We start from the raw sequence: 25,469 nt of genomic DNA on the forward strand, positions 1-25,469 counted from the left end.
TGGGCATCAGCCGTGATACGCGGTAAAGTTACCGGGCCGCTTTTGATACGCTATTCAATCATTACCGCAGCAGAAATACCTTGTTTCACCATCAGGAGTTTTCATGTTTCACGTTTATCACTCTAATCAACTTGAATTATTGAAGACTCTGGCGGCTACAGTAATTAAACGTTCCCCTCTTGCCGATCCCTTTGCTGCTGAAATGGTCCTGGTGCAAAGCCCAGGTATGGCGCAATGGCTGCAAATGGAACTGGCGCAAACGTTCGGCATTGCAGCAAATATTGCGTTCCCGCTGCCCGCCAGCTTTATCTGGGAAATGTTTGTAAGCGTACTGCCGGACATCCCGGTTGAAAGTGCCTTTAGCAAAGCCAGCATGAGCTGGAAACTGATGCACCGTTTGCCGGTTTTACTGGAACAAGATGAATTTATTTCGCTACGCCACTATCTCAATGATGACGCAGACAAACGCAAACTGTTTCAACTGAGTTCGCGTATAGCGGACCTGTACGATCAGTATCTGGTATATCGCGCTGACTGGTTAAATCGCTGGGAGCACGGCGAACTGATCGAAGGTTTAGGTGATGCTCAGCAGTGGCAGGCGGCGCTGTGGCGCGATCTGGTCACCTACACGGAAGCGCTGGGCCAGCCGAAATGGCACCGTGCCAATCTGTATGCACGCTTTATCGAAACGCTGGAAACCGCAGAAAGCCCTCCGAAAAACCTGCCTGAACGCGTTTTTATTTGTGGTATTTCTGCTTTGCCTCCGGTGTATTTGCAGGCATTACAGGCGCTGAGTCGCCATGTAGAAATCCATCTGCTGTTCACTAATCCTTGCCGCGATTATTGGGGCGATATTCAGGATTATGCTTTTCTGGCGAAGTTGCAGAGTCGCCAGCGTCGCCGACATGATGCAGACGAGGCGCGGGGCTTATTTCGCGATACAGCACAGGCGCCTGCACTTTTTAATGTCTCGGGTGAGCAGCAACTTACAAATCCGCTGCTGGCATCCTGGGGGAAGCTTGGGCGCGATAATCTTTTCCTGCTCAGCCAAATGGAAGCAAACGACGACATTGACGCTTTCGTTGAGGTTGAGGAAGACAATGTGCTGCATTGCATTCAGTACGATCTGCTTAATCTACAGGATAAGGCCATTATCGGTCTGAATGCTGAAGAGCTGGCCTACAGCGGCAACAAACGCAGACTCGATCCTGAAGATCGCTCCATCTCGATTCAGATCTGTCACAGCGCCCAGCGTGAAGTCGAAGTACTACAGGATCATCTGCTGGCGCTAATGGAAGCCGAGCCACACCTTAAAGCCCGCGATATTATCGTGATGGTGGCAGACATTGACAGTTACGCACCGTTTATTCAGGCGGTATTTACTAACGCACCGCCCGAACGTCATTTGCCGTTTGCCATTTCAGACCGTCGCGCCAGCCAGGCGCATCCGGCAATAGTCGCCTTCCTTCATTTACTGGCGCTGCCGGACAGCCGTTTTGTTTCAGAAGATATCCTGGCGCTGTTGGATGTGCCGGCGCTGGCCACGCATTTTTCTATTGATGAAAGCGGATTACGGCTATTGCGGCGCTGGGTCAGTGAATCAGGCGTACGCTGGGGCCTGGATGATGCCAGCGTCGAGGCGCTTTCACTGCCGATTACTGGCCAACATACCTGGCGCTTTGGCTTGCAACGTATGCTATTGGGCTATGCGATGGAGAGCCATAACGGTGACTGGGAAGGTATCTTACCTTATGACGAGTCCAGCGGGCTGGTGGGTGAACTGGCCGGGCATTTAGCTGAGTTGCTGGCACGATTGAATCACTGGCGTGAAGCACTGGCGCAGGCTCGTTCTTTAGACGCGTGGTTGCCGCTGTGTCGCGAACTTATTAACGCCTTTTTCAGCGCCGATACTGAAGCTGAAGCCGCATTGCTGTTGGTTGAAGAGCAGTGGAAACAGTTGATCGAATATGGCATAGATGCGCAATTTGATGAAGCGATCCCGGTGACGCTGCTGCGCGACGCTCTGCGAGGGCGGCTCGATCAGCAACGTATCAGCCAGCGCTTTCTGGCCGGGCCGATTAACTTCTGTACGTTAATGCCGATGCGGTCTATCCCCTTCAAAGTGGTTTGTCTGCTGGGAATGAATGACGGCGTTTATCCGCGTACGCTGGCACCGCTCGGGTTTGACCTGATGCAACAGCATATGCGTAAGGGTGATCGTAGCCGCCGCGATGACGATCGCTATCTGTTTCTGGAAGCATTAATATCGGCGCAGCACCAGCTTTACATCAGCTATATTGGCCGTGCGATTCAGGATAATACGGAACGCTATCCCTCCGTGCTGGTCACAGAACTGCTGGAATACATTGGGCAGAGTTTTTATCTGCCAGGCGATGAACAGTGTGAGTTGGATGAAAGCGCCGGGCGCGTGCGCATGCATCTTGAACAGCTTCATAGTCGCATGCCATTTGCCGTCGAAAATTTCCAGCCAGCTTCACGTACACAAAGTTTCGCCCGTGAATGGTTGCCTGCTGCGTTAGGCAAAGGCCATCCCCAACCCGACTTTGTTCAGCCGCTGGACGTTCCCGAGCTGGAATCGCTGACGCTAGATGCGTTTTTACGCTTCTGGCGTCACCCGGTACGTGCCTGGTTTCACCAGCGCCTGGGAGTGAGTTTTTGGCTGGAAGATAGCGAACTACCAGACACCGAGCCATTTGCGCTTGACAGCCTGGAACGCTATCAAATCAACGCTGAGTTACTCAATGCGTTGATTGAGGGCGATGATACACAGCGGCTTTATGCACGTCATCGTGCGGCAGGTAACCTGCCATATGGCGCGTTTGGCGAACTGTTCTGGCAAGCGCAGCATGAAGAGATGCAGGAAGTCGCGGCTGAGGTTTCTGCTGAGCGTAGCGACGGAGAAAGCTGGGAAATTAATCTGCAACCCGGCAACGTCACCTTAACCGGCTGGCTGTCACAGGTGCAGAGCGATGGCCTGCTGCGCTGGCGTCCTGGCGTGCTCAATATGAATGATGGTTTGCTATTGTGGCTGGAGCATCTGGTGTATTGCGCTTTAGGGGGAACGGGAGCCAGCCGAATGTATGGGCGAAAACATAGCCGCTGGCATTTCCCGTCTATAGATCAGGATGCGGCATTAGAAACGCTGAAGAAATATGTCGAAGGCTTTCGACAGGGTATGGGGCAGCCGTTAATGTTGCTCAACAAAAGCGGGGGGGCCTGGTTAGAAGCCAGTTACGACAAAAAAACGCAGCAGCTGTTAACCGATGATGTTACCCAACTGAAGGCGCGTAATAAATTGCTGCAGGCATGGCAGGGCGGTTATCAGCAGGAGGGAGAAGGTAGCGATCCCTATTTGCAGCGTCTGTGCCGGGTATTAGATGAAACGCAGTTACAACAAATCACTGAGGCCGCAACGCAATGGTACCTGCCGGTGTTACAGGCCCATCAGGATGATGAATAGCAGGCCAGAGAGCGTATCCGTTTGATGGCTAAACAGTAGAAACAGTAAAAAGCTTGCTGTACTTCAGCTACGTGTGCTTGCACCGTGGCTTCCTGGGTAATAAGGGGTTTACATGCGTACACACGCACGCTGGTTGGCGGCGGTTTTGTTTAGCCTGGTGACGTTTCACGTACTGGCGCAGGTAAAATCGGGCTGGCAGCCAGTCAATGACACCATTCACAAAAGTGAACACGATCCACGTCAGTATCAGGCAATAACGCTCGACAATGGCATGACTGTTCTGCTGGTCTCTGATAGCGGCGCCCCGAAATCACTGGCGGCGTTAACCTTACCTATTGGTTCACTGGACGATCCTGATCAGCAGCTGGGTTTAGCCCACTATCTTGAGCATATGGTATTGATGGGCTCGAAACATTATCCCCAGCCCGATAACCTTGCGGAGTTTCTCAAGAAGCATGGTGGCAGCCACAATGCCAGCACCGCGTCGTATCGCACCGCATTTTATCTGGAGGTTGAAAACGACTCGCTGGAACCTGCCGTAGATCGTCTGGCGGACGCGGTGGCAGCACCGTTGCTTGACCCGGTAAATGCCGATCGCGAACGGCACGCGGTGAATGCGGAGCTGACAATGGCGCGCTCGCGTGATGGTTTACGTATGGCGCAGGTTGGCGCGGAAACGCTGAACCCAGCCCACCCGGGCTCGCGCTTTTCGGGCGGTAATCTGGATACTCTGAAAGATAAACCTGCTAGCAAGCTGCATCAGGCGCTGACAAACTTCTATCAGACTTACTATTCAGCCAACCTGATGAAAGCGGTGATTTACAGTAATAAGCCGCTGAAGGAAATGGCTGCGATTGCGACGAAAACCTTCGGGCGTGTTTCGAATCATAACGCCAGCGTTCCAGCCATTAACGTGCCGGTGGTGACGGAGGCACAGCAGGGTATCATTATTCACTACGTACCCGCGCAACCGCGTAAGCAGCTAAAAGTTGAATTCCGCATTGCTAATAACAGCGATCGCTTTCGCAGCAAAACCGATACGCTAATCAGTTATCTGCTTAGCAACCGCAGCAAAAATACCTTAACCGACTGGCTGCAAAAACAAGGTTTAGCAGACGACGTTAATGCGGGCGCAGACCCCATGACCGATCGTAACAGCGGCGTATTTGCTATTACGGTATCGTTGACTGACAAAGGTCTGGCGCAGCGTGACGACGTGGTTGCGGCCATATTTAGCTACATCAATATGCTGCGTGAGAAGGGCATTGATAAACGCTATTTTGATGAAGTGTCGCATGTATTGGCTCTGGATTTCCGTTATCCCTCGATCAGTCGTGACATGGACTACATCGAGTGGCTAGCCGATACCATGCTGCGTGTGCCTGTTGAGCATACATTAGATGCGCCTTATTTAGCGGATGACTACGATCCCGCTGCGATAAAAGCGCGCCTTGACGGCATGACGCCGGAGAAAGCGCGAATTTGGTACATCAGCCCACAGGAGCCGCATAATAAGCAGGCTTACTTTGTTAATGCGCCTTATCAGGTCGATTCTGTTAAGCAGCAGACTTTTGCCGACTGGCAGCAGCGTGCCAGTAAGATTCAGCTTTCCATGCCGGTTCTTAACCCCTACATACCCGATGATTTCACCTTAATCGCTGATGACGGGAAAAAATATAACCATCCGGTGAAGCTGGAAAATAATTACGGGATGCGGATCTACTGGATGCCGAGCCAGTACTACGCCAGTGAACCGAAAGCCACCATCACGCTGGCATTGCGAAACAAGCAGGCGATCAGCAATGCGCGCCAGCAGGTTCTGTTTGGTCTGAATGACTATCTCTCCAGCCTGGCGCTGGATGAGCTGAACTCACAGGCGTCTGTGGGCGGCATTAGTTTCTCCACTGGTGAAAATGATGGCCTGATATTTAGCGCCAGCGGCTTTACTCAGCGTTTACCGACCTTATTGAAAAAGCTGGTAGAGAAATATTCAACATTTCAGCCGAACGAACAGCAGCTTGAGCAGGCGAAATCCTGGTATCTGGAACGTCTGGAGGCAGCAGAGAAAGGTAAAGCTTTTGAACAGGCGATTCAGCCCATGCAAATGCTGTCGCAACTGCCATATACCCAGCGCGAAACGCGTCGCAAACTGGTGAGTGCGATGACGCTGAAAGAGGTGGTAACTTACCGTGATAACTTGATTCGCAATGCCACGCCAGAAATGATGGTGCTGGGTAATCTAAGTGCTGACAGCGTGACGCAACTGGGGCGCGATCTGAAGCAGCAGATGCAAAGCGACGGTTCGCAGTACTGGCACAGTAAGTTCGTGACGTTTGACAAGCCGATCAAAGCCAACCTGCAACAAACGGGCAGTAGCACTGACTCAGCGCTGGCGGCGCTCTATATTCCGCTTGGTTACGGCGAATATCAGAGCATGGCAAACAGCTCAATGCTGAGCCAAATTATCCAGCCGTGGTTCTACAACCAGCTGCGTACCGAAGAACAGCTCGGTTATGCGGTATTTGCCTTTCAAATGCCGGTGGGAAGGCAGTGGGGGATCGGCTTCTTACTGCAAAGTAACAGCAAGCAGCCCGCCTATCTATTGCAGCGCTACCAGGCATTTTATCCGCAAGCGGAAAAGCGCTTGCGTGACATGAGCAAGCAAGACTTTTCGCAATATCAGCAGGCAATGATCAATGAGTTGCAACAGCATCCCCAAACGCTGGATGAAGAAGCGACACGCTACAGTCATGATTTTGATCGTCAAAACTATGCCTTCGATACCCGGCAAAAAATTATTGAGCAGATTCAGCAGTTAACCGCTTCTGGCCTGGCGGACTTTTTCCACCAGGCAGTGATGCGTAAAAATGGCATGGTCATGACATCGCAAATTGCCGGTAGCGGAGAAGCCAAAACAGAATTCGCTCATTTACCGGGCTGGAAAACCTGGAATGAAGTGGCGAAACTGCAACAGTCGCTGCCGGTGAAGAGTGAGACACAATGACGCAGCCACGCCCCGAACCATTAAATCCACTGACGTTGCCGCTACGAGGCGAGCGGTTGATAGAGGCGTCAGCGGGAACCGGAAAAACCTTTACTATCGGTTTGCTCTATTTGCGTTTGTTATTAGGACTTGGCGAAGAGAATGCCTATAGCCGACCGCTATCGGTAGAAGAAATTCTCGTCGTGACCTTTACCGAAGCCGCCACCGCCGAACTGCGTGGGCGTATTCGCGATAACATTCACCAGCTGCGGCTGGCCTGCGTGCGTGGCACAAGCAGCAATCCGATGCTGCAAACATTGCTTGAGCAGATCCCCGATCTGGCGCAGGCTGCCTCGCAGCTGCTGGCAGCTGAACGGCAAATGGATGAGGCGGCCATTTTTACCATTCATGGTTTCTGCCAGCGGATGCTTAACCTGAATGCTTTCGAGTCGGGCATGTTATTTGAACAGGAGCTGATCGAGGATGAACAGGCGCTGTTAAAACAGTCGGCTGCCGATTTCTGGCGTCGGCATTGTTATCCTTTGTCACTGGATATCGCCCGGGTCATTGCGGCGGAGTGGAGCAGCCCCGACCATTTGCTGACCACGCTGCGCCCGTGGTTGCAAGGGGAAACGCCCACGCTTAAGCGTCCACCGGCTGCTGAAGAAACCCTGGCATCGCGTCATGCCAGTAATCTTGCCCGCATAGCGGAAATTAAGCAGCAATGGCAGGCGTTGAGTAGCGATATAGAAGGGATTATTGCTAACTCAGGTGTCGATAAACGCAGCTACAGTAGCAAGCATCTGCCTAACTGGATCAGTAAAGTCTCTCAATGGGTGACCAGTGAAACACTGGATTATCAGCCGCCAAAAGAGCTGGAGCGTTTTGGTCAGCAGGTTCTGGTTGAGAAAACTAAAAAAGGCGAGACACCAAGCCATGCACTGTTTGAAGCGATTGATGCGTTCCTTGCCGAACCGCTGTCGCTTCGCGATGTGGTTATTTCTCAGGCACTGACTGAAGTACGTGAAGTGGTGCAGCGCGAGAAGCGCCTGCGTGCGCTCCTTGGGTTTGACGATCTGCTGAGCAAGCTGGATGAGGCATTGCAGCAGCCCGGCGGCGCGCTACTGGCCGAAACGATTCGGACGCGTTTTCCGGTAGCATTGATTGATGAATTCCAGGACACCGATCCGCAGCAATATCGTATCTTCCGCGCGCTGTATATCAATCAACCGGAACAGGCATTGCTGCTGATTGGCGACCCTAAGCAGGCGATTTACGCTTTTCGCGGCGCTGATATTTTTACTTATCTACGCGCACGTAATGAAGTCAGTGCTCACTACACTCTTGACACAAACTGGCGCTCTTCACCGGCAATGGTAGAAAGCGTCAACCGGTTATTTTCCCAGGTTGATGCACCGTTTCTGTTCTCTGCTATCCCTTTTTTAGCGGTAAACCCCGCGCCGCCGAATCAAAATTTAAATCTGGTTTTCAACCATCAGCCACAACCCGCGCTGCGCTTTTGGTTACAACCCGGCGATGGGGTGGGTGTAAGTGATTACCAACAATTTATGGCGCAGCAGTGTGCGTCTGACATCAGCCGTTGGTTATTGGCAGGGCAACAAGGGCGTGCGCAGCTTGGCAAAGGCGATGCGCTGCGTAATGTGCAGGCATCTGACATTACGGTGCTGGTGCGCAGCCGCAATGAAGCCAATGTGATTCGCGATGCGCTGAATGCATTGTCGATTCCCTCCGTCTATCTTTCCAGCCGCGATAGCGTTTATACCACCCCGGAAGCACGTGAACTGCTGTGGCTGTTGCAGGCTATTCAGGCCCCTGAGCAGGAGCGCCTGTTGCGTAGCGCACTGGCCACCTCTGTTTTCGCCATTGATGCCGCTACGCTGGACGCGCTAAGCCAGAATGAGCGCGAATGGGATGCGCTGGTTGAGCAGTTTGCCGCATGGCAGCAGCTTTGGCAGCAGCGAGGCATTCTGCCCATGCTACGCGACGTAATGATCAAGCGTCAGTTAGCGGAAAACATGCTGGCCTCAGAAAACGGTGAGCGCAGGCTGACGGATTTAATGCATCTGGGCGAACTATTGCAGGAAGCGGCGATACAACTTGATAGCCCACATGCGTTGGTGCGCTTTCTTGCTCAGCAAATTGCACGGCCTAACAGTCAGGCCGCGAATCAGCAACTTCGTCTGGAGAGCGATCGTCATCTGGTGCAGATCGTCACCATCCATAAATCGAAAGGGCTGCAATATCCGCTGGTCTGGCTACCGTTTGCCGCCGGTTTCCGTGAAGCGGCTAACGCGCTTTATCACGATCGCGAGAGTTTTATCGCGCTGCTGGATGTGCAGGGCGATGAGCAAAGTATGGAACTGGCAGAAGAAGAGCGGCTGGCGGAAGATTTACGTCTGCTTTATGTCGCATTAACGCGCTCGGTTTACCATTGCAGCGTCGGGATTGCGCCGTTAATTAAAGGGACGCGTAAAAAAGAAGGCGAAAGCGATCTGCATAAAAGTGCACTGGGTTATCTGGTACTGCGCGGCAAAGCGGCAGATGCCATACAGCTGAGCCAGTATTTGCATACTTTAAGCGGTGCAGGAATTGAACTTGTCACGGGCGAGTTGCAACCGGGTGAAGCCTGGCAAAATGGCTGGGTTTCTGACGAGGCACTAACTAGCCGCAGCGTGACGCGTGGGCTGGCAGACAGCTGGCGCGTAACCAGTTATTCAGGTTTACAGCAGCACAGTAGCTCGCCATTACTGGAGCTTATGCCGAGCTTTGATATTGATGCCGCAGGCGAAGAGGGCAGCGATGAAGCGCCAGCGCTGACACCGCATCATTTCCCGCGCGGTGCTGCACCCGGCACGTTTTTGCATGGCTTATTTGAATCCATTGACTTTGCGGAACCGCCTGACGACATCTGGCTGGAGGATCAGTTACAGCAGAATGGTTATTCTCTCGACTGGTTGCCGGTGATGAAGCAGTGGATGGAGCGCGTCCTGCACACGCCGCTGAACGATGGAAAACTGACGCTGGCAGCAATAAAAATGGAGCAGCGGCTGATCGAACTGGAGTTTTATTTGCCGATCAGTAATCTGCTGACCGCAACAGCACTGGATGCATTGCTGCGTCGCCACGATGCGCTGTCGCAACGGGCGCCCGCGCTGGATTTCCGCCAGGTCCAGGGAATGCTGAAAGGCTTTATCGATCTGGTGTTCCGCTGGCAGGGGAAATATTATCTGCTGGATTATAAATCGAACTGGCTGGGTAACAGCCATGCCGATTACACGCCACTGGCAATGGAACAGGCCATGATCGATCATCGCTACGACTTACAGTATCAGCTGTATACGCTGGCGCTGCATCGTTATCTCCGGCATCGCCTGCCTGATTATGATTATCAGCGCGATTTTGGTGGCGTGTTTTATCTGTTTCTGCGCGGCATGGATGGCAATTCACCTGGCAACGGTATCTTTGCCACCCGCCCTGGTGAAGCCTTTGTTGAAGAAATTGACGCGTTATTTGGCAATACCGGGGAGATGTCATGACTGAGATGATGTCATTACTCACGCAGGCAGTAGAAAAACGCCTGCTGCGTCCTTTAGATATTCAATTTGCCCGACTGCTGGCAGATGAGGCGCAACCCGCTTTATTACTGGCTGCGGCCTGTGTCAGCGCGGAAGCGGGCGAAGGACATGTCTGCCTGCCGCTGGTGAATCTGAGCGAAACCGGTCTGTTTGCCGGACGTCAGCCCGTCCTGGCCCAGGCGATCTGGCAAGCGGCGGGGGCACCGGAAAGCTGGTCTGAATGCCTGGCGAGCTGGAGCGCAGTGAGTGATGGCAGCCGGGTCACGCCATTAGTGCTGAGCCATCAGCGGCTTTACCTGCATCGCTTGTGGCAGAGTGAAGGGCAGGTTGCGACTTTCTTTTCGCTTCAGGATACCAGCGCGGTATTTGACGCGCATACAGCCAGTGAAGTACTCAATGACTTATTTGGTAATCAGCCGGACGACTGGCAAAAAATTGCGGCAGCGGTGGCGTTAACACGAAAAACTGCCGTGATCTCCGGTGGGCCAGGCACAGGTAAAACCACTACGGTGGCAAAATTACTGGCAGCGATGATTCGTCTGAACGACGGCGCCTTGCGTATCCAGCTCGCCGCGCCTACTGGTAAAGCGGCGGCACGCTTAACGGAATCCCTTGGCAAAGCCTTACAGGGATTATCTGTCAGCGACAAGGAGCGGGCACGTTTTCCCTCTGAAGCGACGACCTTACACCGCCTGTTAGGTGCGCAACCAGACACGCAACGCTTGCGCTACCACGCCGGAAACCGGCTGCATCTTGATGTGCTGGTGGTTGATGAAGCCTCTATGGTCGATCTGTCTATGATGGCAAAATTGATTGCCGCATTGCCGCTTCATGCGCGCGTTATTTTTCTCGGCGATCGCGATCAGCTGGCTTCCGTCGAAGCGGGGGCGGTGTTAGGTGATATTTGTCGCTGTAGCGAAAACGGCTACAGCCTGGCACGGGCTGAGCAGTTGGCATTACTGACCGGTTGCGCCCTGGAAGGAGTAGACCACCAGCAGGCACCTATGGTGCGTGACAGCATTTGCCTGCTGAGAAAAAGTTATCGTTTCGACGCGAAATCAGGCATTGGTCAGTTGGCGAGTGCGGTGAATCTGGGCGATATACAGCAGGTTGAGAAGGTGTTTGCTGCGGCGTTTGACGATATTCATTATCAAACGTTGGATAGTGGCGAAGCCTACCAACTGATGCTGAATGAGGTAGTACAAGGCTATCAGCCTTTCCTGCAACTGATTAAGCAAAACGCAGCGCCAGAGGAGATCATTGCGGCGTTTGGTCGTTATCAACTGCTGTGCGCATTACGCGATGGGCCTTTCGGCGTACAAGGATTAAACCAGCGCGTAGAGCAGCGATTAATACAGCTACAACGTATTCGCCGTCCCGTTACAGGCAGTCGCTGGTATCCGGGGCGTCCAGTGATGATTACTCGTAATGACAGCGCGCTCGGGCTGTTTAATGGCGACATCGGCATTACGCTGCGAGATGCAGAAAATCAGCTAAAAGTATTTTTTCCACTGCCGGATGGCTCTGTCAAAGCGGTTCAGCCCAGTCGTTTACCTTCGCATGAAACGGCGTGGGTCATGACCGTGCACAAATCGCAGGGGTCGGAATTTGAACATACGGCATTAGTCATGCCTGCTCAGTTTTTGCCGCTGCTAACCCGCGAACTGGTGTATACCGCTATCACGCGCGCGCGTAAACGGTTAACGCTTTATAGCGATCTCGGGATTTTTCAGCGGGCGGTTGCATTACAAACGCAGCGGCGCAGTGGCCTGGTGGAACGCCTTGCGGGCCTGACCTAAGCAAATAAATCGGGCGGCATCATTGCCGCCCGCATCGTGTTAAGTTAAATCGGCCATCAGCACTTTGGAACGACGCTGATAGTTGTACATCTCTTTCTTACTTTCCGGCAGTGATTCAATATCCACCGGCGTAAAGCCGCGTTCCTGGAACCAGTGGATACTACGCGTGGTGAGCACAAACAGCTTTTCCAGCCCCATCTGACGCGCCTGCAGCGCCACGCGTTGCAGCAGCATTTCGCCTCGTGACGAACTACGATAATCCGGGTGCACTGCGACGCAGGCCATTTCACCGATTTTTTCATCCATAAACGGATAAAGGGCGGCGCAGGCGATAGTCAAATTGTCGCGCTGAATAATCGTGAACTTATCGATTTCCATTTCCAGCTGTTCACGTGAACGACGTACCAGAATGCCTTGTTGTTCCAGCGGACGGATCAATTCAAGAATGCCGCCAATGTCATTGATGGTAGCGCGGCGGATCTGTTCCGCGGATTCCATCACGATTTGCGTGCCGATTCCGTCGCGTGAGAATAATTCCTGTAACAGCGCTCCGCTTTCCCGATAGCTAATCAAATGGCTGCGACGCACGCCGCTGCGGCAGGCTTTTACCGCGCCACGCAGGAAGCGGACGGTGCCGGAAAGGTAATCGCCTTCACGTTCAAACGCTTCAATACGCGCCTGGGCATCGTTAGGAAACAGCTCAGAGATAATATCGCCTTTGCTGTTGATGACGCCCTGCTCGGAGCAAAAGCCAATCATCTTTTCCGCTTTCAGTTTAATGGCTAACTGCGTGGCGACTTCTTCCGACGTCAGGTTAAAACTTTCACCGGTGACAGAAACTGCAACCGGGCCCAGCAAGACAATCGCGTCATTATCAAGCTGACGGTGAATGGCTTCTTCATCGATACGACGAATGCGTCCGCTGTGGCAATAGTCCACGCCAACGTCCACACCCAACGGCTGAGCAATAATAAAATTGCCGCTGACGACATTAATATGCGCGCCCTGCAGCGGAGTATTGTTAAGGCTCATCGAAAGGCGAGCGGTAATATCAAGCTGAAGGCGACCCGCCGCTTGTTTCACTAATTCGAGCGATTGCGCATCGGTAACCCGGGTAAACTTGTGATAAACCGGCTCCAGCTGGTGTTCTGCCAGGCTGGCATCAATCTGCGGACGGGCGCCATAGACCACCACCAGACGAATACCGAGGCTGTGCAAAAGGCTGATGTCGTTGATGATGGTCGGGAAGTTCTCATGCTCAATGGCTTCACCGCCGAGCATGATGACAAAGGTTTTATCCCGATGAGCATTGATATAGGGAACGGTATGGCGAAAACCCTGAACCAGTTCAGTACTACGTTCCTTCACGGCTAACCCTCAGTGAATGGTTATTCGAATTTTTTGTATTTTTATTCTTTTGTGAAGGTTATTGCAAGCGCTAATCCTGACGTTAATTTACGAATTTTTGCATGCCAAAGCCGCTAACAGCCTGCATTATTTGGAGTTTCCAGGATAACATCGCATCAGGGATTGGATAAAGTTTTCGCCACGCAATATTTAACTGGCGTTTTTTTAGACATTACACAGCAGCTGGAGCGGCATGTCCGAAGTTAATTCCTTATTTTCACGCAGACGATTTTTACAAGGTACGGGAGCATTACTGTTGTTGAGTGTCAGCCGTGTCGGCATGGCGGCAAACAGCCACATCGTTGCAGTGCGCATCTGGCCTTCCTCAACGTATTCCCGCATGACGCTGGAATCTAATGTTCCGCTTAAGTACAAGCAATTTGCGCTGAGCCATCCCGACCGGCTGGTTATTGATATTGACGGTCTGCATCTTAATCCGGTTCTGAAAGGCGTTAATAAACTGGTTCGCGTTGACGATCCTTTTATCAAAAATGCCCGTGTGGGTCAGTTTGATGCCCACACCGTGCGCATCGTGCTGGAATTAAAGCGCAACGTGTCGCCAAAAATATTCAGCCTTACCCCCGTTGCCGGAATCAAACATCGTCTGGTGGTTGATCTTTATCCCAGTCAGGATCAGGCGGAAGACGATCCGCTGCTGGCATTGCTGAAAGATTACAACCAGGGCGACCTGGAAAAAAATGAACCTGCTCAGGCCCCGCTGCCAGGCAAAGCCGGTCGCGATCGACCGATTATCATTATGATTGATCCCGGACACGGCGGCGAAGATCCCGGCGCGCATGGCAAATATAAAACGCGCGAAAAAGATATTGTGCTGAAGATTGGTCGTCGGCTGAAGGCATTAATCGATAAAGAGCCGAACATGAAAGCCTATATGACGCGTAATGAAGATGTGTTTATTCCGCTGCGGGTGAGAGTCGCAAAGGCACGTAAGCAGCGAGCCGACCTGTTTGTGTCTATCCATGCCGATGCGTTTACCAGCCGGGCCGCGCGTGGCTCATCTGTGTTTGCGCTTTCTACCCGCGGAGCCACATCTGCTGCAGCGCGCTTTTTAGCACGAACCCAGAACGAATCGGATTTGATTGGGGGCGTCAGCATGAGTGGCGATCGCTATCTCGATCACACTATGTTCGACATGGTACAGCGGCAAACCATTCATGACAGCCTGAAGTTTGGCAAGGAAGTGTTGCATCGCATGGGGCGTATTAATCATTTGCACAAACGCACCGTAGATCAGGCGGGTTTCGCTGTATTGAAAGCGCCGGATATTCCGTCAATTCTGGTAGAAACCGCGTTTATCAGCAACGTGGAAGAGGAGCGCAAGCTACGCACCACGCGCTATCAGCATCAGGTTGCTGAGGCTATCCTGCATGGCATTAAGGCGTATTTTGATAGCGGAGCGGCGCTGGCGCATCGCGAATAGAGAAAAAAGGATAGCCCTGGCTATCCTTTTTCGGCAATGCGTATGGCAACCAGACATTGCCAAATTCCAGAAACAAAAAAACACCCTTTCAGGTGCTTAAATGATTGGTTGCGGGGGCCGGATTTGAACCGACGACCTTCGGGTTATGAGCCCGACGAGCTACCAGGCTGCTCCACCCCGCGTCCGTATTGCGCATTGCGACTTTTCATATTGTCTCTTCCGCAGAAGAGTTGGTTGCGGGGGCCGGATTTGAACCGACGACCTTCGGGTTATGAGCCCGACGAGCTACCAGGCTGCTCCACCCCGCGTCCGTACTGCGCATTGCGACTTTTCACATTGTCTCTTCTACAGAAGAGTTGGTTGCGGGGGCCGGATTTGAACCGACGACCTTCGGGTTATGAGCCCGACGAGCTACCAGGCTGCTCCACCCCGCGTCCGTGGAAGCGCACTATACGCCGAGTGATGATTGTTGCAACCCCTTTTTGACCTAAAAGTTTAAATTTACAGTTATTTGCTGAAGGTTTCATCCATCTGGCGAAAAAGTAAACTGATGTGAAGCGCGTCAAAGCGGATGGATTTCATTCTGTCGGACGCTTTGCTATCGTCGCCTGGCGAACATTTTATAAAAAGAGATGATGATGAAAGGACGTTGGAAGAAGTATGCACTTACTGGCGCATTTTTAGCGCTGCTGGCTGGCTGTAGTTCCAAACCGACCGATCGTGGACAACAATATAAAGATGGCAAACTTGAACAACCTTTAGCGTTAGTGAACCAGCCTAATGCCAAAGGCCGTCCGGTTAATGGCAGGGATTTTGGCGAACAGGTGCGCCAGATTCAGTATGCATCGGCGGGTTTGTATGGACGCCAGACCGGCACTTACAGTGCGATTGAAAGCTGGTTATTAGCCGGAGCCGATACGCGTCAGTTGCGTCAGTTTGGTTTGAATGCGTTTCAGATGGAAGGCACCGACAACTACGGCAACGTGCAATTTACCGGTTACTACACGCCAGTAGTGGAAGCGCGTTATACCCGACAGGGAGAGTTCCAGTATCCTATTTACCGGATGCCGCCCCGTAAGCGTGGCGAAAAATTGCCAAGCCGTGCGTCTATATATAGCGGTGGCATTGACGATCGCTACGTCATCGCTTACAGCAACTCCTTGATTGATAACTTTATGATGGACGTACAGGGTAGCGGTTACGTTGATTTTGGCGATGGTCGCCCAATGAAGTTCTTTGGCTACGCGGGAAAAAATGGCTGGGGATACCACAGTATTGGGAAAGAGCTGATCGATCGCGGTGAAGTGAAGCGTGAAGATATGTCGATGCAGGCGATTCGCCAATGGGCAGCGGAGCATTCGCCACAGGAAGTGCGTGCGCTACTGGAAACGAATCCTTCATTTGTGTTCTTCAAGCCGGAAGAGTTTACACCGGTTCGCGGCGCAAGCGCGGTGCCGCTGGTCGCTAAAGCGTCGGTAGCCTCTGATCGCTCCATTATTCCTGCCGGAACCGTATTGCTGGCAGAAGTGCCACAGCTAAATGAGAAGGGCAAGTTCAACGGGAAATATGAAATGCGGCTGATGGTAGCGCTGGATGTTGGTGGGGCAATAAAGGGCCAGCATTTCGACATCTATCAGGGCATTGGTCCGGATGCGGCGCACCTTGCCGGTTTCTATAATCACTATGGTCGCGTCTGGGTCTTAAAAGCCGCTCCCGGTACGGGACAGCCGCTTTTCAGTAACCCGCAAAGTGGTAATAATGGTTCACTACTGTTAGGTTCTAATTAATTTCTTTTCTGCGGGCCTGCTGGCCCGCACGACTTTACAGGTTCAATTATGAGTGTGGTTAATGAAGCCTGGCGCCAGCGCTTTGGCGGCACGGCGCGTCTTTATGGTCAGGATGCGCTGCAACGTTTTGCCGACGCGCATTTTTGTGTGATTGGTATCGGCGGTGTTGGCTCCTGGGCGGCAGAAGCGTTGGTGCGCACCGGCATCGGTAAAATCACCCTGATTGATATGGATGATGTCTGTATTACCAACACTAACCGGCAAATCCATGCGTTAAATGGCAATGTCGGCCAGGCGAAAACCGAGGTGATGGCCGTGCGTTTGCGGGCAATCAATCCTGATTGTGAAGTGATTTGTATTGATGATTTTATCACTCCAGACAATACCGCCGAGCTGATGGCGGCAGGTTATGACTTCGTCATTGATGCGATTGACAGCGTGCGTCCCAAAGCCGCGCTGATCGCCTGGTGCCGTCGAAATAAGATTCCATTAGTCACCACCGGTGGCGCAGGCGGACAGATCGATCCCACCCAAATCCAGGTCGCCGATCTGGCAAAAACCATTCAGGATCCGCTGGCAGCCAAACTGCGCGAGCGCCTGAAACAACTGGGGGTGGTTAAAAACAGTAAAGGGAAGTTGGGTATTGACTGCGTGTTTTCTACCGAAGCGCTGGTTTATCCACAACCTGATGGCAGCGTATGTGCGTCTCGCAGTACGGCGGAAGGCCCGAAACGAATGGATTGTGCAGCAGGTTTTGGTGCGGCCACCATGGTAACCGCGACGTTTGGATTTGTTGCTGTGTCACATGCGCTGAAGAAGTTTCTGGCGCGCGCAGCCCGCCACGCTTAAGGCAACGCTTTACGCGCCTGAGCCTGAACGGCATCAGCTAATGCCTGTAAACCGCTGCTGCGTGATGCGCTGAGTTGGGCGCGTAAGCCTAACTCATCAAAGAGCTGCAAAGGATCTGTATTAAGAAGCATTTGCGGCGATTTGCCTTCAACGGCGGTAAGTAAAACTGCCAGCAAGCCGCGCACAATGCGACCTTCGCTGTCGCCATAAAAGTGCAGCGTGCCATCGTGGCGTAACTGGCTGCTCAGCCAGACGCGATTTTCACAGCCGCTTAGCTCAATTTCAGGCGTTTTTAACCCTTCCGCTAACGCTGGCAGCTGGCGGCTGAGTTGAATTAAGTGACGATAGCGATCTTCCCACTGATGAAAATGTGCAAACTTTTCTTGCAGGCTTTCAACGGTGATGAGATCGCCAAAAGGATGTGGCGCTAACAGGGGTGAACTCATATTAAGGCTCCGATAACAACGCAATGGCGCTACGCATGGCGCGAATCAATGCATCAACATCTTGCAGATTATTATAGGGTGCAAAGGAGACACGCAGCGTGCCGCTGACTCCCAGCGCTGCCATCAACGGTTGTGCGCAATGTTGGCCGGCGCGCAGTGCAATACCATGTTCCGCCAGCAGCGTAACAATGTCGCTGTGATGAATGCCGACAAAATCAAAAGCCAGCAGGCTGGCATTGCCGCAGCGGAAACTGCGAAAGCCCGGCAGTTCGGTAAGCTGTTCTTCAGCGAGACTGGCAAGTTGCTGACTCCACATTTCAGCTTTGCTTTGATCATGTTGCTTAAGCCAGGATAAGGCGGCGCTCAAGCCAACCACGCCAGCAACGTTAGGCGTGCCGGCTTCAAAGCGCCAGGGCACGGGTTGTGATGTGAAGCCGTTGAAATCAACATGAGTCAGCATTTTGCCGCCGCCTTGCCACGGCCCCATCTCTTCCAGCAGTTCGGCTTTGCCATACAGCACACCGATACCCATCGGCCCATAAAGTTTGTGTGCCGAAAAAGCGTAGAAGTCGATATTCAGTGCCTGCATATCCGGCGGACAGTGCACCACGCCTTGCGCGCCATCAACCATCACTTTAGCGCCTACCGCATGCGCAAGCTGTATCGCCTGGGCCAGGTCGGGACAGCCGCCGGTGACATTTGACATCTGTCCAATCGCCAGCAAACGCGTACGGCTGTTCATTAAGGCCGGCAGCAGCGAAATATCGGGCAGGCGATCGGCGCCAATCGGCCATTTAACCACTTTGGCCCCACGCGTTTGCGCTGCCATTAGCCACGGAACCAGGTTGGCATGATGTTCCGCCTCACTGACTACGATTTCATCACCGGGCTGTAAACGGGGCAGCAACCAGCTATTTGCGACTAAATTGATAGCTTCGGTAGTACCGCGCGTCCAGACAATTTGGTGCGCATCAGCAGCATTTAACCAGTCAGCCACCTGACTGCGCGCCTGCTCGTAACGCTCGGTAAGCTGACGCGCTGTGGCGAACTGGCTGCGATGTACCGTACCTGCGCTGAGGCTGTAGAACTGTTGCGCGTTGTCGATAACAGCCTGCGGCTTTAACGTGGTTGCGGCGCTGTCGAGGTAGACACCTGCATCAGCGAGCGCGGGAAATTGCTGGCGAAAAGCACTGGGATTGAATGCGGTCATGCTCGGCTCTTGAGAATAATTCGTAGTAATAAGAAACAGGACCAGGCCGAAAGAAGGGCCCCTGCCTGGCAAAGCTGAAAAAGCGCGTTATGCTGAATATTGCAAGGTTTGAACCAAACCCGCATAACGATAAGACCTTATTTAGTCGATTTCACTTATCTGCTGCTTCTGGTCAGCGTCACGCGGGTGGTTTAATGCAATCAATCTGCAAGGAGATAGAAGATGAAAAAACTCGCCGCAGTGCTGGCCATGTGTACGATGGCCTTTACCCTGGCTGCTTGTTCGAGCAACTACGTAATGCATACCAATGACGGGCGTACCATCGTAGCCGATGGTAAACCTCAGGTCGATGATGAAACCGGCATGATCCGCTATAAAGATGCCAATGGCAATAAACAGCAGATTAACCGCACCGATGTGAAAGAGATGGTTGAAATAGATCAGTAAGCAGGTAAAAAAAAGCACCGCAATTTGCGGTGCTATACTAAAAATTTACTATGGACAGACAGGGTAAATCTACAGGAATCAAAAGGTTGATCTGTAAAAGTCAGATCAAAATTGCAAACACAACATCACGACCACAAGCCAAAAGCTCTCGGAAAGTCTGCGAACTCACTCACAAATCCTAAAACTTTTCGTTCCGGCTCAGGAAGTGCGGCAACTATAGGTATTTGCTGGAGCTTCCTCAATGGACAAATTATAATGTATCGGATTAAAAATTCTAATACGTAAAGGCTTTGTATAAGCTTTGGTATTTACTGCCAGTCCGGATACGGAAAACCATGTCGAAACGTCTTCCTCCTCTTAACGCACTGCGTGTTTTTGACGCAGCTGCGCGCCATTTAAGTTTCACAAAAGCGGCTGAAGAGCTATTTGTCACCCAGGCAGCTGTAAGCCATCAGATAAAATCCCTGGAAGATTTCCTTGGCTTAAAGCTATTTCGCCGGAGGAATCGTTCGCTTTTACTAACAGAAGAAGGGCAAAGCTACTATTTAGACATCAAGGAGATTTTTTCCGCGATTAACGAAGCGACGCGCAAATTACAGGCCCGCAGCGCAAAAGGCGCATTGACGGTTAGTCTGTTGCCCAGTTTCGCTATTCAGTGGCTGGTTCCGCGCCTCTCTAGCTTTAATATGGCTTATCCGGGAATCGATGTGCGTATCCAGGCTGTTGACCGCGATGAAGAAAAATTAGCCGACGATGTCGATGTGGCTATTTTCTATGGGCGCGGCAACTGGCCGGGTTTACGTGTTGAGAAGCTGTATGCCGAATATCTGTTACCGGTTTGCTCACCCGCGTTAATGACTGGCGATAATCCGCTCAAAACACCCCTGGATCTGTCGCGCTTTACCTTGTTGCATGATGCTTCGCGTCGCGACTGGCAATCCTATATTCGTCAACTGGGTGTGCAGCATATTAACGTTCAGCAAGGACCGATTTTTAGCCACAGCGCGATGGTTTTACAGGCCGCTATTCATGGTCAGGGGGTTGCGCTAGCGAACAATGTGATGGCGCAAAGCGAAATTGAAGCCGGGCGACTGATTTGCCCGTTCAATGACGTATTAGTCAGTAAAAATGCTTTTTATCTGGTTTGTCATGACAGTCAGGCAGAACTGGGTAAAATAGCCGCTTTTCGTCAGTGGATTCTGGCAAAAGCCGCAACCGAACAAGAAAAATTCCGCTTTCGCTACGATCAGTAAATGTTGATTTCTGCACAGCGACGTGCAGATACACCTTGAGGGTAGTTTGATGTCCAGTCGTGCCATGTTTATTTTTGCCGCCATCAGTGGATTTTTACTGGTGGCTTTTGGTGCTTTTGGTGCCCATGTTTTGAGTCGCTCGCTTGGACCCGCCGAAATGGCGTGGATCCACACCGGGCTTGAGTATCAGGCTTATCACACGTTAGCGGTGACTGGACTGGGCGCTGCGATGCTACGTCGCGCCAATATCTGGTTTTACTGGAGTAGTGCATTTCTGGCACTGGGCACTGTGCTGTTTAGCGGCAGTCTGTATTGCCTGGCGCTGTCGCATTTGAAGTTTTGGGTTTTTGTCACCCCAGCTGGCGGGCTGTGCTTTCTCGTTGGTTGGTTTTTGATGTTGATTGGCGCGCTGCGTCTGAAACGAAAGGCAGATCGCCATGAATAAAGTTTTGCTGTATTGCCGTCCCGGCTTTGAAAAAGAGTGTGCCGCTGAAATTGCGGCAAAGGCTGCAGAGCGCGAAGTCTACGGCTTCCCGCGGGTTAAAGACGAGTCAGGTTATGTGCTGTTTGAATGTTATCAGCATGAGGATGCCGATCGTCTGGTCCGGGATTTGCCTTTTGATCAGCTAATTTTTGCTCGCCAGATGTTAGTTGTCGGCGAACTGTTGTGTGACCTGCCGCAGGAAGATCGTATCTCACCGGTTGTCGGGATGCTCACTGGCGTGGTTGAGAAGGGCGGCGAACTGCGTGTGGAAGTGCCGGATACTAACGAAGCCAAAGAGCTAACCAAATTCTGCCGCAAGTTTACCGTGCCGCTGCGTGCCAGTCTACGTGACCACAAAATCCTGTTGAATTACGAAAGCCCAAAACGTCCGGTGGTGCATGTCTTTTTCATCGCACCGGGGACCTGCTATGTAGGGTATTCCTATCCGGAAAACAGCTCACCTTTCTATATGGGGATCCCGCGTCTCAGGTTCCCTTCTGATGCGCCAAGTCGTTCAACGCTGAAGCTGGAAGAAGCTTTTCATGTCTTTATTCCGGCAGATGAGTGGGATGAACGCTTAGCGAGCGGCATGTATGCCGTCGATCTCGGTGCATGTCCTGGCGGCTGGACCTATCAGTTAGTAAAGCGCAGCATGATGGTTTATGCCGTGGATAATGGCCCCATGGCACCGGCTCTGATGGACACCGGTCAGGTTATGCATGAGCGCGCAGACGGCTTTAAATTCCGTCCACCACGCAGCAATATCAGCTGGCTGGTCTGCGACATGGTGGAAAAACCGGTACGCGTGGCGAACCTGATGACAGAATGGGTGGTAAATGGCTGGTGCCGTGAAGCGATATTCAATCTGAAGCTGCCAATGAAAAAGCGTTATGAAGAAGTGACGCAAAACCTGGCGATGATGGAAGAAAAGCTGCAGGAGAACGGCATTAATGCTCAGATCCGTGCACGCCAGCTTTATCACGATCGTGAAGAAGTAACGGTACATATTCGTCGTATCTGGGCGGCAGCGGGCGGGCGTCGCGACGAACGTTAATTTTTAGGGCTGAGTGCTACGGCACTCAGCTTTCGTAACGCAGCGTTTTTAAGTTGCCCTGCAACGCTAAATCTTGTTTTAGCGTTGCGACCTGACGACTGATTTGCGCCATCTGCTGTTCCGCCTGGAGTTTATTGCGCCATTTGGTGGGTACCTGATCCAGCTGCTGATAAATACCTTCCAGCGAACCAAACCGCTGTAATAATTCTTTAGCACTTTTGGGGCCGATACCGGTGATTCCTGGAATTTTGCTGCTACTGATACCACACAATCCCCAGTAATCTGGCAAAAGCTGTGGCGCAACGCCAAATTCCGCTTCAATAAAAGGGACATCCAGCCAACGTTTTTGAAAATAATCGCGGATGCGGATCGCCGGAGCCAGCAGCTGACAATATCCTTTGTCGGTGGATACAATCGTGGCCTGATGACCAGCCTGCGCCATTTTTACCGCCAGGGTAGCGGCTAAATCATCGGCTTCATCCTGTCCGGCAACCCAGCAGCTAACGCCTGCGGCGCGAAATGCGTTTTGTAGCGCGGGCATTTCTGCTTGTAAATCTTCCGGCATCGGTGGGCGTCCGTTTTTATAATCCGGCAATAAATTATGTCGCCAGCCCTGATGGCGGATTTCGCTATCGAATACGGCGACAACATGGGTAGGTCGCGTATGTGCCAGCAACTGACGCAGCGCCGCCACGCAACCTTCAACACAAGGTGAACCTTGCACGGCATGCAAACGACGAATAAGGTTCAGCGCATCAACGATGAGAAGATGAAAAGACATGTGAATTCAGGCAGCCTGTAGACTGCCTCCTGATTTATTTAATGATTTCATAGCAGGGAATATAAGCGGTTCCCGGCAGCTTCATGCGGTGCTGGGCAACGAAGCCCTGCAACAGTTCGTCCATGCGATGCATAATGTCGGCATCCCCGTGAAGCTGATACGGACCTTTTTCACGGATTTCACGAATGCCTACCTCTTTTACATTACCGGCGACGATACCAGAGAAGGCACGGCGTAGATCGGCCGCCAGTTTTTCCGCTGGCTGGTGAGTATATAAGTTGAGGTTTGCCATGTTTTCATGGGTAGGCATAAACGGCACCTGCAAATTTTGCGCAATGCGAATCGACCAGTTGAAACTGTAAGCGTCGCCGGTTTCACGACGATACTCCTTCACCTGCGGCATCGCTTTTTTCATCAGGCGCGCGACTTCAGCAGCATCGTCAATGATGATTTTATAGTGCTTACGAGCAGGTTCGCCCAGGGTGCTGACAATGAAATCATCCAATACGCGGAAGTAGTCAGCGCTCTCGCTGGGGCCGGTCAAAATCAGCGGTAAGACCTGATCGCTGTTCTGTGGATTCATCATAATGCCCAGCAGATAGAGCAGCTCTTCTGCTGTACCCACACCGCCTGGAAAAATAATGATGCCGTGTGCGATACGAACAAAGGCTTCAAGGCGTTTTTCAATATCCGGCATGATGATCAGTTCGTTCACCAGCGGGTTTGGTGGCTCTGCCGCAATAATGGATGGCTCAGTTAAGCCAATAAAACGGCTGTCACGATAGCGTTGCTGAGCGTGTCCTACCGCCGCCCCTTTCATCGGCGCTTCCATCACGCCGGGTCCACAGCCGGTACAAATATTCAGCTCACGCAGGCCCAGTTGGGTGCCGACGTTGCGGCAATATTGATATTCAACCGCGTTAATTGAATGGCCGCCCCAGCACACCACGGTGTTGGGGTATTCGCCAACGTGCAGCGCACGCGCATTACGCAGGATTGAAAATACCGTATTAGTGATGTTGGCCGAATCATCGGCGTCAGCATGTTGAAAACGTCCTGACCCGGAAAACTGACCGCTGACAAACAGAATGTCGCGTAATACCGCAAACAGGTTGGCTTGTAACGAGCGAATGATGCGTCCGTCAACAAATGCCTCTTCCGGCGGGTTGATCAGTTCAAGCTTCACCCCACGTTCACGGCGCAACACATTAATGTCGAAATTTTCAAAGCGGGAAAGCAGCTCATGACTGCTGTCGGTCTGGCTACCTGAATTGAGCACGGCGAGTGAACAATTACGAAATAGTTGATAAAGATCGCTGCTGGCCGTGCGTTTCAGCATATCGACTTCCAGCTGGGAGAGCAGATCCATCGAGCCAAGGGGGCTGATATGGGTAATCAAATGAACTCCTTTACACCCGCCTGGGTGATTGTTGACACTGTAATGACAGTGACGAAAATCCCTGGTCGGCAAACTTACCGTTTGCCGCCGTGTTCAGAGTAGCCTTGTCCGCTGGAATAGCTCAAGTGGAACTGTGCAGGTTAAGCACAGCCTGCGAGAGATCTCGCAATCTATTGACGAACCAGACGTGAGTAAGCCGGAGAAAAGGGAACATTGCTGCGCCACGGATTAATATCTAAACCACCGCGTCGGGTATAGCGCGCATATACCGTCAACGCTTCCGGATGGCAAAAGCGCAACACATCATTGAAGATGCGCTCAACACATTGTTCATGAAATTCATTATGCTGGCGGAAAGAAATCAAATAACGCAGCAGCTTTTCACGATCAAGACGCGGGCCTTTATAGCGAATCATCACCGAGCCCCAGTCGGGCTGGTTAGTAATAAGGCAATTGGATTTCAGCAAATGGCTAACCAGCGTTTCCTCTATAATTTCACTGCCGGTAGCATCGGCTAAATAGTCAGCATTGAAGCGATAATCTTCAACTTCAATGTCCTGCTCATCAATACAATATCCATTGAAATGACCAATTGGCTGGCCTTCAACTTCATTGAGCCTAAATAGCGCAACACGTACTTCACCTTTTGCACAGGCGCTCAGATCGCGCTCCAGTGTCTGACGCACTTCGCCCCAGTCAGCAAATCTGGTCTGGTTAAAACTGTTAAGATAAAGCTTGAAGCTTTTCGACTCGATAAGATGTTGACTGTTTGCATTGAGCACCACTTCGCCAACGGCAACCTGTGGCAGGCCTTTGCTGTTGAGCCAGGAAAGCTCGTACAGCGTCCAAATGTCTGCACCGGAAAACGGCAGGCTGTCGGGGAAAAGTCCTAAGGGTTCACGGTTCAGGCTACGTGGCACTGCCTGCAGCAGGCTATTGTCGTAGCGATCGTGATAGGCTGTGGGCTTGCCCAGCGTCAGGTTGTTCAGCGCCTGATCTTGTTCGTGAAAAGACATAGCGGTTTCCATCAAAATTAATCAAAGTGGATAAGT

17 protein-coding genes and 3 tRNA genes are annotated in these 25,469 nt (G+C 52.1%); 11 read left to right on the forward strand and 9 right to left on the reverse strand.

Annotated features, from left to right (window positions below):
* Positions 1-103 precede the first annotated feature (103 nt).
* The 4 genes from recC (at position 104) to recD (ending at position 11,859) form a co-directional block, all read left to right on the forward strand.
* The gene (recC, locus tag QRY16_RS03615) at positions 104-3,481 is read left to right on the forward strand and encodes an exodeoxyribonuclease V subunit gamma (protein WP_289775674.1); all 3,378 of its coding nucleotides are present in this window, start codon (positions 104-106) and stop codon (positions 3,479-3,481) included.
* Between the two features lie 112 nt (positions 3,482-3,593).
* Positions 3,594-6,485: a pitrilysin gene (gene ptrA / locus QRY16_RS03620; protein ID WP_289775675.1), complete on the forward strand. Its 2,892-nt coding sequence runs from the start codon at positions 3,594-3,596 to the stop codon at positions 6,483-6,485.
* A complete protein-coding gene (recB, locus tag QRY16_RS03625; RefSeq protein ID WP_289775676.1) occupies positions 6,482-10,021 on the forward strand; it encodes an exodeoxyribonuclease V subunit beta in 3,540 nt (1,179 codons plus the stop codon). Before ptrA ends, recB begins: the two co-directional genes overlap by 4 nt.
* Positions 10,018-11,859 (forward strand): exodeoxyribonuclease V subunit alpha, encoded by a 1,842-nt coding sequence (gene recD / locus QRY16_RS03630; protein ID WP_289775677.1) that lies wholly within the window; start codon positions 10,018-10,020, stop codon positions 11,857-11,859. The genes recB and recD overlap by 4 nt, the downstream gene beginning before the upstream one ends.
* Before the next feature lie 39 nt (positions 11,860-11,898).
* Here recD and argA read toward each other — a convergent pair whose 3' ends face one another.
* Positions 11,899-13,227 carry an amino-acid N-acetyltransferase gene (gene argA / locus QRY16_RS03635; protein ID WP_289775678.1) on the reverse strand — a complete coding sequence of 443 codons (1,329 nt, stop codon included), beginning with the start codon at positions 13,225-13,227 and terminating at the stop codon, positions 11,899-11,901.
* Positions 13,228-13,459: 232 nt separating this feature from the next.
* Here argA and amiC point away from each other — a divergent pair, with 232 nt between their 5' ends.
* Positions 13,460-14,707 carry an N-acetylmuramoyl-L-alanine amidase AmiC gene (amiC, locus tag QRY16_RS03640; RefSeq protein ID WP_289775679.1) on the forward strand — a complete coding sequence of 416 codons (1,248 nt, stop codon included), beginning with the start codon at positions 13,460-13,462 and terminating at the stop codon, positions 14,705-14,707.
* 105 nt (positions 14,708-14,812) lie between these two features.
* Here amiC and QRY16_RS03645 read toward each other — a convergent pair.
* The 3 genes from QRY16_RS03645 to QRY16_RS03655 all read right to left on the reverse strand — a co-directional run bounded on the left by QRY16_RS03645 (position 14,813) and on the right by QRY16_RS03655 (position 15,141).
* Positions 14,813-14,889 (reverse strand) — tRNA-Met (locus tag QRY16_RS03645).
* A gap of 49 nt (positions 14,890-14,938) precedes the next feature.
* Positions 14,939-15,015, reverse strand: a tRNA-Met gene (locus QRY16_RS03650).
* Positions 15,016-15,064: 49 nt separating this feature from the next.
* Positions 15,065-15,141, reverse strand: a tRNA-Met gene (locus QRY16_RS03655).
* Positions 15,142-15,345: 204 nt separating this feature from the next.
* On the opposite strand from QRY16_RS03655, the gene mltA reads away from it, so the two are divergent.
* Together mltA and tcdA are read left to right on the forward strand one after the other, a co-directional pair.
* A complete protein-coding gene (gene mltA / locus QRY16_RS03660; RefSeq protein WP_289775680.1) occupies positions 15,346-16,494 on the forward strand; it encodes a murein transglycosylase A in 1,149 nt (382 codons plus the stop codon).
* A gap of 48 nt (positions 16,495-16,542) precedes the next feature.
* Positions 16,543-17,343, forward strand: a complete 801-nt coding sequence (gene tcdA / locus QRY16_RS03665; protein ID WP_193405932.1) for a tRNA cyclic N6-threonylcarbamoyladenosine(37) synthase TcdA — start codon at positions 16,543-16,545, stop codon at positions 17,341-17,343.
* Here the strand turns inward: tcdA and csdE are convergent.
* Together csdE and csdA are read right to left on the reverse strand one after the other, a co-directional pair.
* Entirely contained in the window at positions 17,340-17,789 is a 450-nt protein-coding gene (gene csdE, locus QRY16_RS03670) for a cysteine desulfurase sulfur acceptor subunit CsdE (protein ID WP_289775681.1), read from the reverse strand. The two genes, tcdA and csdE, sit on opposite strands and share 4 nt — an antisense overlap.
* A 1-nt stretch (position 17,790) precedes the next feature.
* Entirely contained in the window at positions 17,791-18,999 is a 1,209-nt protein-coding gene (gene csdA / locus QRY16_RS03675) for a cysteine desulfurase CsdA (RefSeq protein ID WP_289775682.1), read from the reverse strand.
* A gap of 222 nt (positions 19,000-19,221) precedes the next feature.
* On the opposite strand from csdA, the gene QRY16_RS03680 reads away from it, so the two are divergent.
* From QRY16_RS03680 to rlmM, 4 genes are all read left to right on the forward strand, one after another.
* Positions 19,222-19,446 carry a YgdI/YgdR family lipoprotein gene (locus QRY16_RS03680; RefSeq protein WP_193405929.1) on the forward strand — a complete coding sequence of 75 codons (225 nt, stop codon included), beginning with the start codon at positions 19,222-19,224 and terminating at the stop codon, positions 19,444-19,446.
* 335 nt (positions 19,447-19,781) lie between these two features.
* The gene (locus QRY16_RS03685; protein ID WP_193405928.1) at positions 19,782-20,699 is read left to right on the forward strand and encodes a transcriptional regulator GcvA; all 918 of its coding nucleotides are present in this window, start codon (positions 19,782-19,784) and stop codon (positions 20,697-20,699) included.
* A 49-nt stretch (positions 20,700-20,748) separates the two neighbouring features.
* Complete coding sequence (locus QRY16_RS03690) at positions 20,749-21,144, forward strand: DUF423 domain-containing protein (RefSeq protein WP_193405927.1); 396 nt, start codon at positions 20,749-20,751, stop codon at positions 21,142-21,144.
* A complete protein-coding gene (rlmM, locus tag QRY16_RS03695; RefSeq protein WP_289775683.1) occupies positions 21,137-22,237 on the forward strand; it encodes a 23S rRNA (cytidine(2498)-2'-O)-methyltransferase RlmM in 1,101 nt (366 codons plus the stop codon). The genes QRY16_RS03690 and rlmM overlap by 8 nt, the downstream gene beginning before the upstream one ends.
* A gap of 25 nt (positions 22,238-22,262) precedes the next feature.
* Here the strand turns inward: rlmM and xni are convergent, their stop codons facing one another.
* The 3 genes from xni to queF all read right to left on the reverse strand — a co-directional run bounded on the left by xni (position 22,263) and on the right by queF (position 25,433).
* A complete protein-coding gene (gene xni, locus QRY16_RS03700) occupies positions 22,263-23,018 on the reverse strand; it encodes a flap endonuclease Xni (RefSeq protein ID WP_289775684.1) in 756 nt (251 codons plus the stop codon).
* A 34-nt stretch (positions 23,019-23,052) separates the two neighbouring features.
* Positions 23,053-24,417, reverse strand: a complete 1,365-nt coding sequence (gene ppnN / locus QRY16_RS03705) for a nucleotide 5'-monophosphate nucleosidase PpnN (RefSeq protein ID WP_289775685.1) — start codon at positions 24,415-24,417, stop codon at positions 23,053-23,055.
* Between the two features lie 170 nt (positions 24,418-24,587).
* Positions 24,588-25,433: an NADPH-dependent 7-cyano-7-deazaguanine reductase QueF gene (queF, locus tag QRY16_RS03710; protein WP_289775686.1), complete on the reverse strand. Its 846-nt coding sequence runs from the start codon at positions 25,431-25,433 to the stop codon at positions 24,588-24,590.
* Between the last annotated feature and the right edge of the window lie 36 nt (positions 25,434-25,469).

It is taken from the genome of Mixta mediterraneensis (genome assembly GCF_030283135.1).
Lineage (GTDB): Bacteria > Pseudomonadota > Gammaproteobacteria > Enterobacterales > Enterobacteriaceae > Pantoea > Pantoea mediterraneensis.

Excerpts from the sequence above, each read along its gene's own strand:
- amiC (WP_289775679.1), top strand. The coding sequence starts at position 13,460 with ATGTCCGAAGTTAATTCCTTATTTTCACGCAGACGATTTTTACAAGGT.
- xni (WP_289775684.1), bottom strand. The coding sequence starts at position 23,018 with ATGTCTTTTCATCTTCTCATCGTTGATGCGCTGAACCTTATTCGTCGT.
- QRY16_RS03690 (WP_193405927.1), top strand. The coding sequence starts at position 20,749 with ATGTCCAGTCGTGCCATGTTTATTTTTGCCGCCATCAGTGGATTTTTA.
- mltA (WP_289775680.1), top strand. The coding sequence starts at position 15,346 with ATGAAAGGACGTTGGAAGAAGTATGCACTTACTGGCGCATTTTTAGCG.
- tcdA (WP_193405932.1), top strand. The coding sequence starts at position 16,543 with ATGAGTGTGGTTAATGAAGCCTGGCGCCAGCGCTTTGGCGGCACGGCG.
- recB (WP_289775676.1), top strand. The coding sequence starts at position 6,482 with ATGACGCAGCCACGCCCCGAACCATTAAATCCACTGACGTTGCCGCTA.
- rlmM (WP_289775683.1), top strand. The coding sequence starts at position 21,137 with ATGAATAAAGTTTTGCTGTATTGCCGTCCCGGCTTTGAAAAAGAGTGT.
- QRY16_RS03685 (WP_193405928.1), top strand. The coding sequence starts at position 19,782 with ATGTCGAAACGTCTTCCTCCTCTTAACGCACTGCGTGTTTTTGACGCA.
- QRY16_RS03680 (WP_193405929.1), top strand. The coding sequence starts at position 19,222 with ATGAAAAAACTCGCCGCAGTGCTGGCCATGTGTACGATGGCCTTTACC.
- queF (WP_289775686.1), bottom strand. The coding sequence starts at position 25,433 with ATGTCTTTTCACGAACAAGATCAGGCGCTGAACAACCTGACGCTGGGC.
- recD (WP_289775677.1), top strand. The coding sequence starts at position 10,018 with ATGACTGAGATGATGTCATTACTCACGCAGGCAGTAGAAAAACGCCTG.
- csdE (WP_289775681.1), bottom strand. The coding sequence starts at position 17,789 with ATGAGTTCACCCCTGTTAGCGCCACATCCTTTTGGCGATCTCATCACC.
- csdA (WP_289775682.1), bottom strand. The coding sequence starts at position 18,999 with ATGACCGCATTCAATCCCAGTGCTTTTCGCCAGCAATTTCCCGCGCTC.
- recC (WP_289775674.1), top strand. The coding sequence starts at position 104 with ATGTTTCACGTTTATCACTCTAATCAACTTGAATTATTGAAGACTCTG.
- ptrA (WP_289775675.1), top strand. The coding sequence starts at position 3,594 with ATGCGTACACACGCACGCTGGTTGGCGGCGGTTTTGTTTAGCCTGGTG.